This window comes from Oscillospiraceae bacterium (assembly GCA_015065085.1).
GTDB lineage: Bacteria > Bacillota > Clostridia > Oscillospirales > SIG627 > SIG627.
Map to the genome: position 1 here is coordinate 56,531 of SVQW01000007.1, position 15,958 is coordinate 72,488.

10 protein-coding genes are annotated in these 15,958 nt (G+C 43.2%); 6 read left to right on the plus strand and 4 right to left on the minus strand.

Annotated features, from left to right (window positions below; genetic code table 11):
• Positions 1 to 47 precede the first annotated feature (47 nt).
• The 4 genes from E7588_06295 to E7588_06310 are packed head-to-tail and all read right to left on the minus strand — an operon-like array spanning position 48 to position 4,273.
• Positions 48 to 1,205, minus strand: coding sequence for a hypothetical protein (locus tag E7588_06295; protein MBE6688872.1), 1,158 nt, complete (start codon positions 1,203 to 1,205; stop codon positions 48 to 50).
• The gene (locus E7588_06300) at positions 1,096 to 1,317 is read right to left on the minus strand and encodes a helix-turn-helix transcriptional regulator (protein ID MBE6688873.1); all 222 of its coding nucleotides are present in this window, start codon (positions 1,315 to 1,317) and stop codon (positions 1,096 to 1,098) included. Before E7588_06300 ends, E7588_06295 begins: the two co-directional genes overlap by 110 nt.
• On the minus strand, positions 1,317 to 2,933 hold the full coding sequence (locus E7588_06305) for a helix-turn-helix transcriptional regulator (GenBank protein ID MBE6688874.1): 1,617 nt from the start codon (positions 2,931 to 2,933) through the stop codon (positions 1,317 to 1,319). The genes E7588_06300 and E7588_06305 overlap by 1 nt, the downstream gene beginning before the upstream one ends.
• Before the next feature lie 26 nt (positions 2,934 to 2,959).
• On the minus strand, positions 2,960 to 4,273 hold the full coding sequence (locus E7588_06310) for an extracellular solute-binding protein (protein MBE6688875.1): 1,314 nt from the start codon (positions 4,271 to 4,273) through the stop codon (positions 2,960 to 2,962).
• Positions 4,274 to 4,642: 369 nt separating this feature from the next.
• Between E7588_06310 and E7588_06315 the strand changes: the two genes are divergently transcribed.
• The 6 genes from E7588_06315 (at position 4,643) to E7588_06340 (ending at position 15,956) form a co-directional block, all read left to right on the plus strand.
• Entirely contained in the window at positions 4,643 to 7,690 is a 3,048-nt protein-coding gene (locus tag E7588_06315; GenBank protein ID MBE6688876.1) for an S-layer homology domain-containing protein, read from the plus strand.
• Positions 7,691 to 7,713: 23 nt separating this feature from the next.
• Positions 7,714 to 8,292 (plus strand): hypothetical protein, encoded by a 579-nt coding sequence (locus tag E7588_06320; protein MBE6688877.1) that lies wholly within the window; start codon positions 7,714 to 7,716, stop codon positions 8,290 to 8,292.
• A 24-nt stretch (positions 8,293 to 8,316) separates the two neighbouring features.
• Complete coding sequence (locus E7588_06325; protein MBE6688878.1) at positions 8,317 to 8,595, plus strand: hypothetical protein; 279 nt, start codon at positions 8,317 to 8,319, stop codon at positions 8,593 to 8,595.
• A 43-nt stretch (positions 8,596 to 8,638) separates the two neighbouring features.
• A complete protein-coding gene (locus tag E7588_06330) occupies positions 8,639 to 9,976 on the plus strand; it encodes an SPFH domain-containing protein (protein ID MBE6688879.1) in 1,338 nt (445 codons plus the stop codon).
• Positions 9,977 to 10,039: 63 nt separating this feature from the next.
• Positions 10,040 to 10,933, plus strand: a complete 894-nt coding sequence (locus tag E7588_06335; GenBank protein MBE6688880.1) for a hypothetical protein — start codon at positions 10,040 to 10,042, stop codon at positions 10,931 to 10,933.
• A 25-nt stretch (positions 10,934 to 10,958) separates the two neighbouring features.
• A complete protein-coding gene (locus tag E7588_06340) occupies positions 10,959 to 15,956 on the plus strand; it encodes a hypothetical protein (GenBank protein ID MBE6688881.1) in 4,998 nt (1,665 codons plus the stop codon).
• Positions 15,957 to 15,958 lie beyond the last annotated feature (2 nt).

Genomic DNA, 15,958 nt, shown 5'->3' on the forward strand with positions numbered 1-15,958 from the left:
AAACAAAAAAGTCCTCGGATTGCTCCGGGGACTTTTGTTATATACATTCAATTTTCCGATACTTCGGTTTCGTTTGAGAGATTGGCATAGTAAAGAAGCTGTTTTCTTGATGAAACACCGAGCTTCTGATAAATATTCTTGTTGTGGAATTTAAGGGTGTTTTCCTTTATGCCTACAGCTTCTGCCGTTTCCGCAGTGCTTTTTCCCGAAACGTAGAGGTCGAATATTTTTCTCTCGGTTACCGTAAGAAGCGAAATACCGTCGCAGAAACGCTTATACTCGTCTATCGGCTCTTCGGTTGTTTCTTCTGTTTCTGTATTTGCGGTCGTAGTTTCCGCTGCTTCTGTTTCTTTTACAGCTTGAGGAACAGGTATCTGTTTCGTTTTGAGCGAAGCCTCCGATTCTGTATTCGCCGTATGCTCCTGTACCTGAAGCATTATGTACAGCATAAGTAAAAACAGCTCGGTTATTATATAAGTGATGGAAAGAAACTCAAATTCAATGTCAATGATCTGTTCGATTCCCCATACGGCGATGTTGCCGAGTGTAACAGACGCAAGAAGCGTTGCATGGGAAGCCGAGGTTATTCTTCTCTTGATCATTGCATATATGATAATTCCTATCATTATTGCAAAATACAAAAGCAGATACAGCGCATAGACTCTGTGAAGCGGACCGTATTCCTTGACAAGCGTTGTAAGACCGTCGGTTATGTCTATTGTTACCGATTTGTAATAGCAATTAAGGTAGCCCGGTGTTGCCGCAATAAGAAAGACGATGCAGGTTATGGGTAAAAGGGTTGCCGTTGCAATCTTTCTATATCCTGTCTTGCACACGTTCATTATTGTCATAAGCATACATAGCGGCAGAAATGCCGAACCGAGGTATGCTATTCTGTTGGCAAGAAGAGCTTCGCCGAGCGTTTTTGAAATAGACAGACATAAATATCCGCCGTTTATTATGAATACCGAAAAATACAGAAGTAACATCCATATTTCCTTTTTCTTCATTGCACAGCAGTATCCTATCGCAATAATAAGCGACAATACGGTGGTTGCCGCATAAATGATTGATATACTTGACATTGTTTCACCTTTAGTTTTCTCCGTTAAGTACCCATTTTTCGTCATAGCCGAATTCAAGGGCAATAAGCTTTGCCAGGACAGGAGATATTTTTTTGTTGGCATTCTCACGGGAACGCCCATTTGTCGTGAGAATATATATATAGTTTTCGGTAACACCGAGACGGGCTGCAAATTCACGCTTTGTGATTTTTTGTTCGCTTATTATTTTGTTCAGTCGGTCGGCAAGTGTCATTATATTTTACCTCCGTTATCCTGAGTATAAAGTGCGGCGTACCTTAACATTTGCTTTCTTGAGGAAACACCAAGCTTTTCGTAAATGTTGCCATTGTGAAATTTAAGTGTACTTTCCTTAATGCCCGTTATTTCAATAATTTCTTTAGCTGTTTTCCCTGCAAGATACATTTCAAAAATATTACGTTCAGATTTGGTCAGTGTCTTAATGCCTATGGCAAAATTTTCGTAATCCTCGGGATTTATCTCGTTTTTGCGAGAATATGACAATTTTTCAATTTCGCCCTGTACCCTTGCAAGCTCGGTTTCGGCTTTTTCCTTTTCCTCCGAAAGCTCCTCGTAGGCGATTTCGTATTCCTTGTCCTTATCCGAAAGAAAACCAAAAAGGTCGCTGATTTCCAAAAATCTTGAATCGGATTGGGAATGTTCAAACCTTCTTATTTGTTCAAGGCCTTCCATTATCGGCTTCATAAAACGTTTGCTTAAGATACGGCATAGCGATATGGCGAAAGAGGAAAGAAGTATTAAGAATACAACAATCTGTACAGCATTTGTGGAGACAGCCTTGTCAAAATCCTTTTTCGGCATCATGACAAGAAGCACATTTTTGCCCTCTGTGTCATACTCGGGTGAGCCTGCAAGCCCTATATATATTTCGTTTTCTGTTTCGAACACCAAAAGTCCGTCATCAGCCTTACTGATTTTTATATTACCTGCAGGAGGAAGAAAATATCCGTCCTCGGTTCCGCAAATCATCGCATTGTCGGCACTGATGTTGTCTCTTGATGTCAGCCACAGACACATTAGATGCTCAAGAATTGTAGACTGTGCGTGCTTCATTTTGAAGGCGTGCTCGCTTATCTCAAAGCCGCATACTCCAACAACATTACCGCCGGTTCCGAGAATCGGTACCGTCAGCAAAGTCGCATTTTCGCTTGTTCCGGGAATAGTTACAATATCTGTGAAATTGTATGCTGCTTCAAGGGGAACATCCGGAGCAATTTTAAGTATCTCTTCGTAATCAGGAAACAACCTCGTATCAAATTCAAGCTGCCATTTTCTGTGAGGCATAACCGATGCTTCTTTTCCTATAGCGGCATCACCTCTGAAAAGAAGAAGTGTTTCGTCGGATAAGTTCTGTGAGCCTCGCTGAACATAAAGACCGGATCTTGAATGTCCATCCTTGTTTGAATTGCTGTTTACGGTAGTATCCAGCATAATGAAAATGCCCGAGCTTTCCGATTTGAGAATTTCATCTTTTAAAAGATCAAGAAGCAATCTTTGTATATCTGCAATATGCTCGGGAGAGTCATCAAGATCTTCGAAATCCAGTCCATTTGTTCTCAGATAGTGTGACAGTATTCTTGAGGCTTCTGATGAAAGGTTTGCAGCTCTCATTGCAAGCTCCTCGTGATGTGAGGTGATTTCCTTTTCAAAAACCTCCATCTGAAGCTTTAAAGTATTTGCAAAAGTATCAGAGGGCTTTGCAAAGGTTCCGAGCATAATCATTCCAAAGGCGATTACAACGAGTATTACGACAGTCAGAATCATCATATATACGAACAGACTGTCTCTCATTTTCAGCTTCCCTTTGGAAAGAAACCTGGAAAAACGCATATTCTCCTCCGTTTAATCTACCGAATTTAATTTACCGAAGTAAACATTTTCCATATCGCTTCGGCAAGGGCTTCGGAATTTTCATATAAATCGGGATTACGCTGTCCGATACGGACATCACCGTAAAAATCATACACCTTAGTGTAATAATCGGGGAAATTGGGCTCGGTTACCGCAGTGCAATTCTCTGCTGTATGTCCGAGTGCTTCATAAAGACTTTTGTATCCCTCATCCTTGAATTCGTAAGCTTTAATCTTATTAAAGGCGTCCTTTTTTATCGGCATATATCCTGTTTCCGAAACGAAAGCGAGATTTCTGTCGCTCTCTGTGAGCCATTTCACAAAAACTGATGCAGCTTCAGCCTTTTGAGTGGTGGTTTTGCAGCAAGCAAGTCCTACACCTGCCTGGGTAACAAGATTCTTGCCGTTTCCTGCCTGCGGAAGAGGAAGTACCTTAAGATTCATAGGCTCGTTTGTATTGTCGGGGTATGTGATTGTATCATTATAGTAAAGAATTGAAGCGCTTGAGCCGATACCGCAGGCAACCTCGCCCGTCATGACCTGGGTGTTTGAATAAAGATCGGATACCATAATGTGTCCCTTGGATATGGATGAAGCAAACTTCATAAAGCAGTCCTTAAAGGTTTCATTTGAGTAGTCGTACCAGCCGTCCTTATAAAAATCGTCAGCGCCTTGCGACATTGCGTAAAGCTCGATACAGCGCAAAGGATAGTCTACCGCACAAAAAGCCTTGCCGCCCGACCATTCATGATATTTTTCCGCCGCTTCAAAGAAGCCGTCCCATGTGGAAAGAGTTTCGTATGTAACACCGGTGTCAGCAGAAAAACGCCCGAATACACCGTCTGCCATAAAGAGAAGATGTGTGGATTTTGATACCGGGAATACCGCAAGGCTGTCGTCAACCATTCCGTCCGCCAGAAACTCCGGTACGATCTGTGAAAGCTCTTCCTGCGTGAACCGCTCGTTCCAGTTTACAAGGTTATCCTTGCCGAGAGCCTCTGCGTTGTTATTGTGACAGAAGAACAAATCGGGCATTTCCGGAGCACCGGGATGACCGGTCTGTGCATCAAGTAATTCCGGTCCTACTTCGGATGCGTTTGTCATAGAAGTAACATTTATGATTATTCCTTTTTCGCGACCTACTGTCTGATTGAACTCATTTACAAGCAGGTTCATTGGTGAGCTTGCCTGCTCGCCGTATACATGCCACAAGGTAAGAGTTACAGGATCATTAGGTGACAGCTCTGACTTTTCACCGCAACCTGTTATGCATCCGAGCATTGTCAAAGAAAGCATTAAAACTGCAAGTATTTTCTTCATTTTTCCTCCTTCGGGCAGTGTAGCCACCCATTTCCCATACTTTTTCCCATACCTTTTTTCAAAAAAACAAAATTATTTTTATATTTTCCTAAACTTTCTGGTGTTTAGTCGGGGGACAAATCCGAGAAAATATATATAATTACAATTGAAAGAATGCATAAGGGAGGGAACACATCTTGATTTCAGATAGTAAGAGCCGAGAGGGGCTTGCATGATATGTAATATCATACAAAGGAATATCACTTTGGCGCTTCTGCTATTTCTTAGTATTATATCACATTATTTTGATTTAGTCAAGACAAGCGCTACGCAAACATTTGTAAAACTTTTTTGTGAAAAAGATAAAATAAACGAAAAGGAGATTTCATTATGAAAAAAACAAGCAAAATACTTGCGGTTATTATCGCAGTAATTTCAATCACCTGCCTTATGGCGATATCGGCAAGTGCGGCGATTAGCTGTTCATCCTATTATGTTTTTATGAATGAAACCGAAAACTATAAGGTCGGACAGATTGCCAATATTCCGGCATCGCGTTACACGGCAGATCTTGCATCAAGCGATTATGGCGTACAGAATACTTACACATATTCTTTTAGCGATTCGTCAATGGTTAAAGTAAGTGGTGAAAAGGTTACCTTTGTAAAAGAAGGCACGCTGACTCTTACTATCAAGCACAACCAAAAGTTTGAAAGAACCGGCAAAACTTCATCACATACCGATACAATAAAAATAAATGTATCAACGGAGCCTATTCAGACAACCAACATCAAGCTTGATTCCGGTGCGTTCTCAGGCGGCAAGGAATTTCCTGCATTTACAGTTGTAAATGTTGAAAACTGCTATGTTGAGGAAGCAACCTTCTACAAGGAAATGGCTGACTACTACGTTGGCGACAAGCTTCCCAGCTATCGTGCAGGAACAACTATTGATTTAGTCCGTATCACGCTTAAGCCAAAGGAAGGATATTTCTTCGGTTGGGGCGGTACAAACGACGGCAAGAGCTATGAAAGCAATGTTTACACGATTGAGTATAAGGGCAAAAAGTATAAACCCTATGTAGTACACGATCAATCAAAGAGTGAAATGGAAGTATATGTCTCGGTTACCTTCGAAGAAGGTGAAATCTACGCAACAACCTTCAAGGACCTTGACGCACCTTATCACTGCGGTCCGCTCGACAAGACCGTTACGACAAATAGCGATGTTGAGCTCGTAAGCGTAAAATATACAATGTTCAACAAAGAGCTTACAGAGTTTAAAAAAGGTGACACGGTTGGAATTACCGTAAGAGTAAAGTCTAAGGATCCGAAAAACACCTTTAATGCAAACGGCTACGCATACTGGATGGAACAGAAGATGAACAGCGTAAACACAAAGCTCATCAGTTCCACAGAAGCGGAATACACCTTCACATACAAGGTTGACGCGATTGACAGTCAAACAATCAAATGGGCTGATTTCACAATGCCCGGCGTATTTGCAGGCGAACCTCTTCCGACAAACGCGTTTTCCGCAACAGACGGTATCGTAGTAAAATCAGTTACATGGACACCGAATGATGCAAAAGCCGATGCAAACAAGGAATATACAGTAAAAATTGAGTTTGGCAAGAAAGATGAATTCGTATATGCCGATGATTTTGCAGAACAGGGCGTTGTAAGCATAAACGGAGAAAGAGCAAAATTTGTGAATGAAACATCATCTGGCGGCGGCGTAAAAGGAAAGTTTGAAACAAAAAAGTATTATGCAGAAGCAACTTTCAAGCCTACGGTTGTGGTAAACGCAGGAACAACAGGCACGACAACCGAAACCGTAACCGGAACTGTAAACGGTACGTATGTATCCGGAACAGTCGTATCCGGTACAACAACCCCCGAATTCAGAATCGACATAACTTACAATAACAAAGAGGTCACAGCCGAAAAGGGCGAAAAGGTGATCCTTGACTTCACACACAATATGGATCTTATGCTTTGCAGCAACATCAATTATCAGTGGTACAAGGCAGAGGGACCCGTTTACGGCACAGGCGAAATGGTTGAGGGCGGTCACGAGAAGCAGCTTGAAGCTCACACCTACGAGGTGGGCACAGATTACTATTACTGCATTATGACCTGCAAATTTGATGATTCAGAGTACACCTCCGATTTCTCGGAGTCTCCCATTGTAAAGGTAACCGTAACCGAAAGTACGGCAAAGGACTTCAAGGTATTTCCCGTGGGCGAAACGGAAATTGTAACAAAGGACGGCGACTTCACTCTCAAGCTCGGCGTTGAAGGACAGGGTAAGCAGGATGTAACTTATGTATGGCGTCCCTGCAACGAAGACGGAAGCTTTGATGCAGAGGATTACAAATATTACGTGATAGGCGAAACCGATACTCTTAACTATTACATAAATGTCAACGAGGTAAACGTTCCCCACTACTTCCTCGGTGCGGCAAGCATCTACGGCGGCGACGGCAGCGTAATATTCAAGGTTACCTACGTTCCCGAATATGAAGAAGACGATGAAGAATATCCCGAAGAAAAGTTTAACCTTGTTGCAGACGGCAAACAGGAAATCATAATTTACTCATGGGAAGAAAAGGTTACGCTTAAGGCAAAGGTAACAGGAACAGAGAAGCTCGCAGACTTCCAGTGGTTCAGATGCGACAAGGAAGGAAAAACAATCGGAGCACCGTTAAGCATGGGTGATAGCGTCACAGTAGGTCCTATCCCCAAGGAAGATATGATGACACCCTATTATTACAGATGTACTGCAATGATAGGTAATACGGCAAAGTCTATTATCTTTGAAGTGCTCCTTGCTCCCAAAGGTGTTGAAGAAGAATATGTATTCCCGTTCACAGATGTAAAGGAGACAGATTGGTTCTACGATGCAGTTGCAGGTGCAAACCAGATGGGACTTATTAACGGTAAGTCTGCTACAATATATGCACCCGAGGATAATATGACATACGCCGAAGCAGTAAAGCTTGCAGTGTGTATGAACATTCTTTACAACGGAGGAAATCCTGCAGAAGATATAAAGAACGGTACAGATGTATGGTTCAGCACATATATGACGTATGCACTCGACAACGGCATCATCGATGAGGACCTTACACCTAAGGCAGACGAAAATATAACGAGAAAAGAATACGCTTATATTTTCTCAAAGGCACTTCCCGCAGAAGCGTTTGCGGAAAAGAACGAGATTCCTTCAGGCTCTATCCCCGATGTAAAAGAAGAAAAGCTTGCGCAGGATAAGGCAATTTACACCTTTTACAGAGCAGGTATCCTTGCAGGCGTTGATGTAAAAGGAACGTTCAAGCCTTCCGACAACATTAAGAGAAGCGAGGTTGCCGCAATTCTTATTCGTATGATGGATCCAAGTGCAAGAGTTTCAGCTCCCAAGGAGCTTGGCAAATAAATCTGTTTAAGGAGGAAAAATTTATGTCAATTTTTGATAAGCTGTTTAACAAGGCTGCAAATGCCGCAACAGGTGCTGTAAAAAGTGCCGTAAGTAACGCAGGAAACAAAAAGGAAGAGTTTACATTTGCAAAGCTCCCCGAAAGTCTTGACGAGCTTAAGGCTCTTCCGGAGGCAAAGCTTGATGATCCTTACAAGACAGCCGCGCTAACAGTAGTTGCACTTTGCGTATACGCGGCAGACAAGAACATCGGTATCGAGATGCTCAACTTCCTTAAAGGTCCGAGACCTCTTTCCAATTACGAAATCTCGTTCATTGACGACAGACTTCGTGACAAAAAGACCTACGTTCCTTTCTCTTATTTCAAAGGTGCAACACCGGAAAATGACTATACACCCGATGAGCCCTATTCTATTACTGTAGAAAGCAATCCCTACTCGGATGCAAATCAGGGTTACAAGAAGCTGATAATCAAAAGCAGTGGTGCTGATACACCCAGAGAAGTACAGCTCAGAATGAAGGGCGACGGTCAGTGGCTTTTGTGGGAGCAGTTCTTGCTTCCCGACATCCGCAAGCCAAAATCCGCAGACCCCTGGGCATAACCTCGGATCAAAGGTGATTGATTTATGAAAAGAATCGGCAATTTCTTCGCCTGCCTGCTTTTCAATATGTTGATCAACTTAGAATGGACAATCCCGGCGTGGATTTTACTTGCAATGCACTTTATTTTCGGCTGGAAACTGCTTTGGTTCTGGATAGCACTCGGTGTCTGGCTTTTAAGTATCATTCTTTGGATGGACATTATAAGCTGGGCTTCGAGTTGCTCGGGACCTGACAAACCAAAAGAAAATAAGAATCCATACTCGGTTGGACAGATAAAAGAAAACGAAAAAACAGGCGAATAATACGCTTATAAACAATAATTTCAAATAACGAAAGGAGTTCATTATGGGACTTATTAAAGCAGGAATGGGTGCCCTTGGCGGCACACTCGCAGATCAGTGGAAGGAGTTTTTCTACTGCGATGCAATAGATAATGATTTACTTATGGTGAAGGGACAGAAGCGTACAGGCTCTCGTTCCTCCAATACAAAGGGCGAGGACAATATTATTTCCAACGGCTCACTTATTGCGGTTGCTGACGGTCAGGCAATGATGATTGTTGAGCAGGGCAAGGTTGTGGAATTCTGTGCAGAACCCGGTGAATTTACATACGATACCTCGACAGAACCCTCAATTTTTGCAGGTAACCTTGGCGACAGTATAAAGGAAACCTTCAAGACAATCGGTAAGCGTTTTACCTTCGGTGGCGACACAGCCAAGGATCAGAGAGTTTACTACTTCAATACAAAGGAAATTATGGGCAATAAGTACGGAACGGCAACTCCCGTTCCCTTCAAGGTAGTCATCAACGAGCAAATGGGGCTCAAGCTCTCGGTTGACGTAAGATGCAACGGTGAGTATACCTACAAGATGACAAACCCCCTGCTGTTCTACACAAACATAGCAGGTAACGTTTCCGGCTCCTACGAGAAATCCGAGTGGGAGGACATCCTCAGAAGCTCTCTTCTGGATGCTCTTCAGCCCGCTCTTGCAAGCGTTGCGGCACAGAAGATAGAATACTACGAGCTCCCTGCACACACATTTGAGATCAGAAACGCTCTTACCGAGGTGCTCAAACCCGACTGGACAGAAACAAGAGGTATCGAGCTTGTAAAGCTTACAATCAATTCACTTTCTATCCCCGAAGATCAGAGAAAGAAGATTACAGAGTGGGAAGAAAACGCAATGACCACCAATCCCATGATGGCAGGCTCACGTCTTGTAGGAGCACAGGCAGATGCAATGCGTACAGCTGCTGCAAACGAAAACGGCGCAATGCAGGGCTTTATGGGCATGGGTATGGCAATGAACGCAGGCGGCATGAATGCGCAGAACCTCTTCTCTATGGGTCAGCAGCAACAGCAGCCTCAAGGAACCATACATCCCGCTCCCGCAGCACCTGCGCAGAACGGCTGGAAATGTGCCTGCGGAGCGACTGCTACCGGAAAATTCTGCCCGGATTGTGGAGCCAAGAAGCCCGAGCCCGTAGCGGCTGAAGGCTGGACCTGCTCCTGCGGTGCGGTGAACAAGGGCAAATTCTGTCCCGAATGTGGAGCTAAAAAGCCTGCGGGTGTTCCTCAGTACAAGTGCGACAAATGCGGCTGGGAGCCCGAAAAGGGTACTACTCCTCCCAAGTTCTGCCCCGAGTGCGGAGACCCCTTTGATAACGGCGATATCGTTTAAATAAAATAGTCTCCCACAGTGTTTTCGCTGTGGGAGAGCAAAGCATAAAAAGGAGACTGCATAGTGAGCAATAACAACATTAACTATGAATCCTCGGAAATTCAGGTAATGTCAGAAGAAAAAACTTCTGCATACAAGCTGTGGAAAACGGTAAATGAATATCTTGGCGGAAATACTATGTTTTTCTCGTTTAGCGAACAGTCAAAGTACACCTATGAGGACTTTGTAAACTACATCGGTGTTGATGCGAGCAACTATTTCTTTGACACAAAGAATAATGCGAGAACATACACCTGGATCGCAAAGGACAATGAAACCGCTAAATTTTCTGCGCTGTTCACCGATAAGGATAACGACGGAAAATGGACACTGAACTTTTCGGGTTCCACCAACCTTATGACAGAGCCGGAAAAACCAGAGGATGAACCTGCAGAAGAATCAGAAAACACATCCGAAAAGACCACGGCAGAGGATATCAATGTTGATGAAATATTGAACGGGCTTAAAGAAGAGCTGAAGCTTGATTTTGATTCAAGCGAAATAAACGCTTCGGGGCTTGCAGGCTCCCTTATAGCTCTTATGGGCGCAGGTCTTTTTGCGGCAGGTCTTTCAACCATGGCAGGCGGCGATCTGTCAAAAACGGCGACACAGACGGATCTATCATCTTCAGAGCCGCAGAAAATTTGTGACCAAATGACTACCTCCGAGGTGTTGAAAAAGACTCACGCCGAATGGCTTGAAGGCAAATACGTTTTCAAGGGTACGGCATACGAGCTTCTTACCTACGAGCATTTCAAGGACAAAATCGGCTGTGAAGCAACGGTTTATTATTACGACAAAATACAAAACGCCCGTGTTTATACCTGGCTTTCGCAGGATGATAAAAACTATTCACTCTGCGTATGGTTTAAACAGAAGGGCGAGACGTGGAATCTCTATATGATTCCTCCACAATAATCATTATTAAGAAAGGCTCATAACAATGAAAAGAGTTGGAAAACGATTAGTAGGATTGTTGTTGGCTGTGCTGATGATTGTTTACGTGCTCCCTATAAACGTTTTTGCGTGGAGCAACAAGTCACACGCCAACAGCGCAAACATTATTTTGCTGGAGGAAGAACGTTCTGCAAAGCAGAACGCCGGACAGGCAAACGTTACGGTTCGTGCTCCCTACGACGGAGATGAAACAAGCGACACTTATTCATACAAAATGCCGCAGGAATTTCAGGATGCAATTTTCTCATATCCCGATGCATTCCGTGCAGGCTCTTTAGGACCTGATTTTTATCCCGATCTTATAGCCGGTCAGATGATTATCCATCCTTATGAGGAAGGTGTGTCTTCGGGCGAATGGATTACAGTGCTGTGCGACTCGTTAAATATGTTGCCAAAGGAATGTGAGGCCCGCAAGGAAGCACTTGCATTCACACTCGGATGTATGCTTCACTACTGCGGAGATCTTTTTGGTCATGACTTTATCAACACTTTTTCGGGTGGATCTTTCCCTGCAGTAATGGATGTTTTAAGTGAAGTTGTGAACCTTAACTATTCAGGTGAAAATCTTAATAATGTTATCAGCCATATGTCCTCTGAAAGCTACATGGACAAATTGGTGAACCATGACTTCTATGACAGTATCGGGTATCTTGAAGTTGATGCTCCCGATAGATTTGTTGCCGACGCATGGATAGGAAACGGCAGTCTTTACAGCGGTCACACAAAGCTTTATGATGAATATGCCGAGCTTCCGCCTCACTTTGAATATCTTATTGACTGGCGTACAGAGCTTTACAACGAAGCAAACGAATGGAGAGACAATCCGGATCCCATCATTTCAGCTGCGGCTACAAAATATCTTGACCGCTGGGTTGAGGATCAGGACAAGGCAATTTATGCACTTGTAGAGACCTTTGACAAAATTGCCGCAAGACTTGTTGCGGAAAAGCATCCTGATTTGCTTACCGTTCTTAAAGAGGAAATTAAGGCATGGGGCTTGGAATACGGTATTTATATTACAGGTGTTCCTGACTGGATGATTGACTTCCCGATGGCAATCGACGATTTCCTTGAAATGCTTGATCTTGATTTGATCGACCTTGACGAATTGATTGAAGAGCTGATTGAGGAAGCCTTCCTTAACTACATGGGTATACCCAGCGAGGAAGAATTAAAGGAAAAGATTTTAAACAGACTTTCAGACCCCTCTAAGCAGCTTGACAGCTCCTATAACCCTTATATGCAGGGAGAGGACAATTTCAAGGAATTCAAGCAGTATATGGATAAGTATGCCGAAGAGCAGAGATTACTTAGCGGAAGCTCTCTCAGCAGTATTATCAACGACAATGACAGCGGCGCTCTTGACAATGTCATTGATTCCGACTTTGAAGCCTTCTATAACACAATGGCTATGTTCAAACTCATACTTATGGGGCCTGACAACTTCAAGACCTTTGTAAAAGAGCTTTCCGGAAAGACTCCGACGGTTTACAACAGTCAGAAAACAACATATGTTGCAGCTACCGGCGTTGAGCTTGAAATATCTACCTCAGATCTTGTCAATGCAGGAACAGATGATGATATTTATGCGGTAATTGTCAAAGATTACGGCAATGGTCAAAAAGGTCGTCTTCAGTACAAGCTGCTTGACAAGTCTTACTACAATGACTTTGAAGCAGGTGACAAGGACAAGTATTTTGTTGAATTTCCGGAACCCGTAAGACTTGACCGACTTGATGTTTATATTGAGCAGAAGGACAACGGCACAGCAGGAGATTTCTGGAAATGTGATAATATCTCCATTACTCCCATGCATTTAGGTGTTGCTCTGACCGACCCAATTAGTGTTGGAGGCAACCACGATATGGACTCTGACAGACAATGGAAGCTCGGATTCCAGGAGGCACTGAATGCAAAAAATAATAAGGATACCAAAACACAGAATGTTACAACCCTTAAGGTACGCATAAAAACAGGCTCGGGTACTTACCCCGGTACAGACTCGGATGTTTATCTCGAAGCGTTTAACGGCTCAACAAATGAAGTATGGAAATCCGTATTGCTTGATAAGCCCGCCTATAACGACTTTGAAAAGGGCGATGATGACGTATATATCGTTCCTGTTACAAAGTACAACAAGTCCACCGGAAAAACAGAGCCTATTCCGCTTGACAAGCTTATCTTCAGAATGAATAACACCGGAAGCGACGAATGGTATCTCTACGAAATGTGGATAACACCCTATAACGGCAATATTCAGCTGACAGATACAATTCATTTAGTACCTGATAACCATCTTGAAGATGAATATGTCCAGTATGACCTCAGCTCGCTTGTAAAAGACAGCAATTACAGAAAGATAGGTTCTGCACCGATGCTTTCTTACAAAACCTCTCTTGACGATGGCCTTATTAAATATGTAAAGAGCATCGACGGTGCTGCACAGTGGGTGGACAACGACAATCCTCTCTGGAAAGATGCAACTATCCGTAAGAAAGTATTCTTCAAGGTTTTCAAGGGATTCCGTCCTGAGATAAATTACACGGGTACAAGGTCTGCGGATTATAATAAGCCTGTTGATATAACTTTTACATTTGATGCTTTTTGGAATGGTGTGCGCCGGGAACGAAGAGATAATGTCCGGGATATTGCAAAAATGTCCCCGATTGACGGCGTTGCCAAGGTTTACTTTGTCAATGCAAAGGGTATCACAGTAAGCAGTACACAGAAGACAATTTCAAATAATAAAGTAGTTTTAGACGACTATGTCGATTCTAAGCTGTTACCCGGAGTTTATGATGTAAAGATTATTTACAACGCAAGCGAAAGCAATCCGATGTATGCTGATACGGAAAAGACATTCTCCAAAGCATTGACAATAGAAGGCATAGGCAGTGCAATAACAACACTTACTGCAAATGACGTGACTACCCCTATTATCGGAAATCTTCCTGTAAACGTTGCAACTACCGTAATCAAGGGTGCGGGCATTACAAAGATTGTATGGCAGTACTATGATAACAACAAAGCAGAGTGGTACGTTATGCCTGAAGGATCTGTATTTGAGAAAGGCAAGCGTTACCAGGTAACACTTCGCTTTACCGCTAACAGCGGCTACGTATTTGCAAATACTGCATCCGAAATGACCGCCTTTGTCAACGGAACCAAGGCAGAAGTTGAAACTACAGTTTACAGCAGCAGCGAATGCTTTGCGAATATGGAGTTCGTTCCCATTGAGAAGCCTGCATTCACCGTACAGCCCAAGGGCGGAGAGATAAAGACAGGTGAAAACCTGACAGTAACATGGCAGACAAGCTTTACACCCGTGAAGCTTTCTCTGACAAGAGAAGGTATGACAAGATCGGTGGCACTTGATGCAACCGCTACAAGCTACAAATTCACATCTGCACACGAAAAAGCATATACAATTACCGCTTACTATTCTGACAGTGAATACATAGTCAGCGAGCCTTTCTATATTACCGAAGCATACACTAATACATTTGTGGATGTGGAAGATTCCAACTGGTACTACAGCGATGTACTCTATGCAGTCAGACTCGGTCTTGTAAACGGCAAGTCTAAAACAGAATACAAGCCCGAAGACAATCTTACATACGCAGAAGCAATAAAGCTTGCCGCTTGTATGCATCAGTTATACACAACAGGTAAGATAACCCTCAAAAACGGTGACCCATGGTATCAGTCCTACGTTGATTACTGCGTAGATAACGGTATCATCACAAAAGAGTACAACTACGATGAAAATGCAACCAGAGCAGGCTATATGGTGATTTTTGCCAACGCACTTCCCGACGAGGCGCTTGAGGAAGTAAACAATGTTCCCAACAATTCAATTCCCGACGTACCTATGATGCGTGCATTTTCATCCGGCGTTTACAAGCTTTACCGTGCAGGTATTCTTCAGGGTTCGGATGCCGAGCGCAACTGTAAGCCTCTTGATAACATCAAGAGAAGCGAGGTTGCAGCAATTCTTGCACGTATGATGGATAAAACCAAGAGGGTTAAGTTTAGTTTAGGCGAAGAAGAGCCGGAGGAAGTAAATGCTCTTGCAATAAAGACACAGCCTGTAAATGTAAGTGCTAAAACAGGCGACGCTGTAAGCTTTACAGTAGAAGCAGAAGGCGGTAAGGCTCCCTACACATATAGCTGGCAGGTGAGAGATTACTATGAAGATTGGGAAGAAGTGGCAGTAAGCTGGATCGCAAGTGCAAAGCAGGAAACTCTTTCCTTCAATGTACATCAGGAGGAATTTGAAAACGAATATCGCTACCGTTGCGTAATTACAGATTCAAACGGCGATAAAGTAATCTCAAAAGCTGTTAATGTTACAAAAAAATCCTCCGGTGGTGCAAAGAATAAATTCGAACAGGCAGATAAGGAAGAGCTTAAAAACGAAGAGTTCCTTATGTATGTTGAGGATGTATTCTACGTTACCGGCAGAAATGCCGTGGTTGCAACCGGACGTGTGATAAAGGGCAAGGTAAATACGGGCGACAGTATCATAGTTATTTCTAAAGACGGCAAAATGACAAAAGCAACCGTTGCAGGAATCGAAATGTTCCGTAAGCTTTTAGACAGTGCCGAAAAAGGTGATAATATTGGATTGCAATTCGGTCCTGAAATTGACAAGACCATGGTAGCACGCGGCGACTCTGTTGTAAATGCCAAGACAAATTATATGGTAAGCGATACTCTTGTGGGAACGCTCACACTTATTACCGAAGAAGAAGGCGGCAGAAGAACAGCCATTTCCGACGGCTATTCTCCTCAGTTCTATCGTAATGGCACCGACATTACAGGCGTAATTTCAGGAATCGGCACTATGAATCCCGGTACAACAAAGGAAAATGTTACTGTAACCTTTAAGAATTTCAAAGGTGTGTTCTATATCGGTCAAGAGATAACCGTCAGGGAAGGTGGCAGAACATACGGTACATTTACTGTTAAGGAAAAACGCTGAAA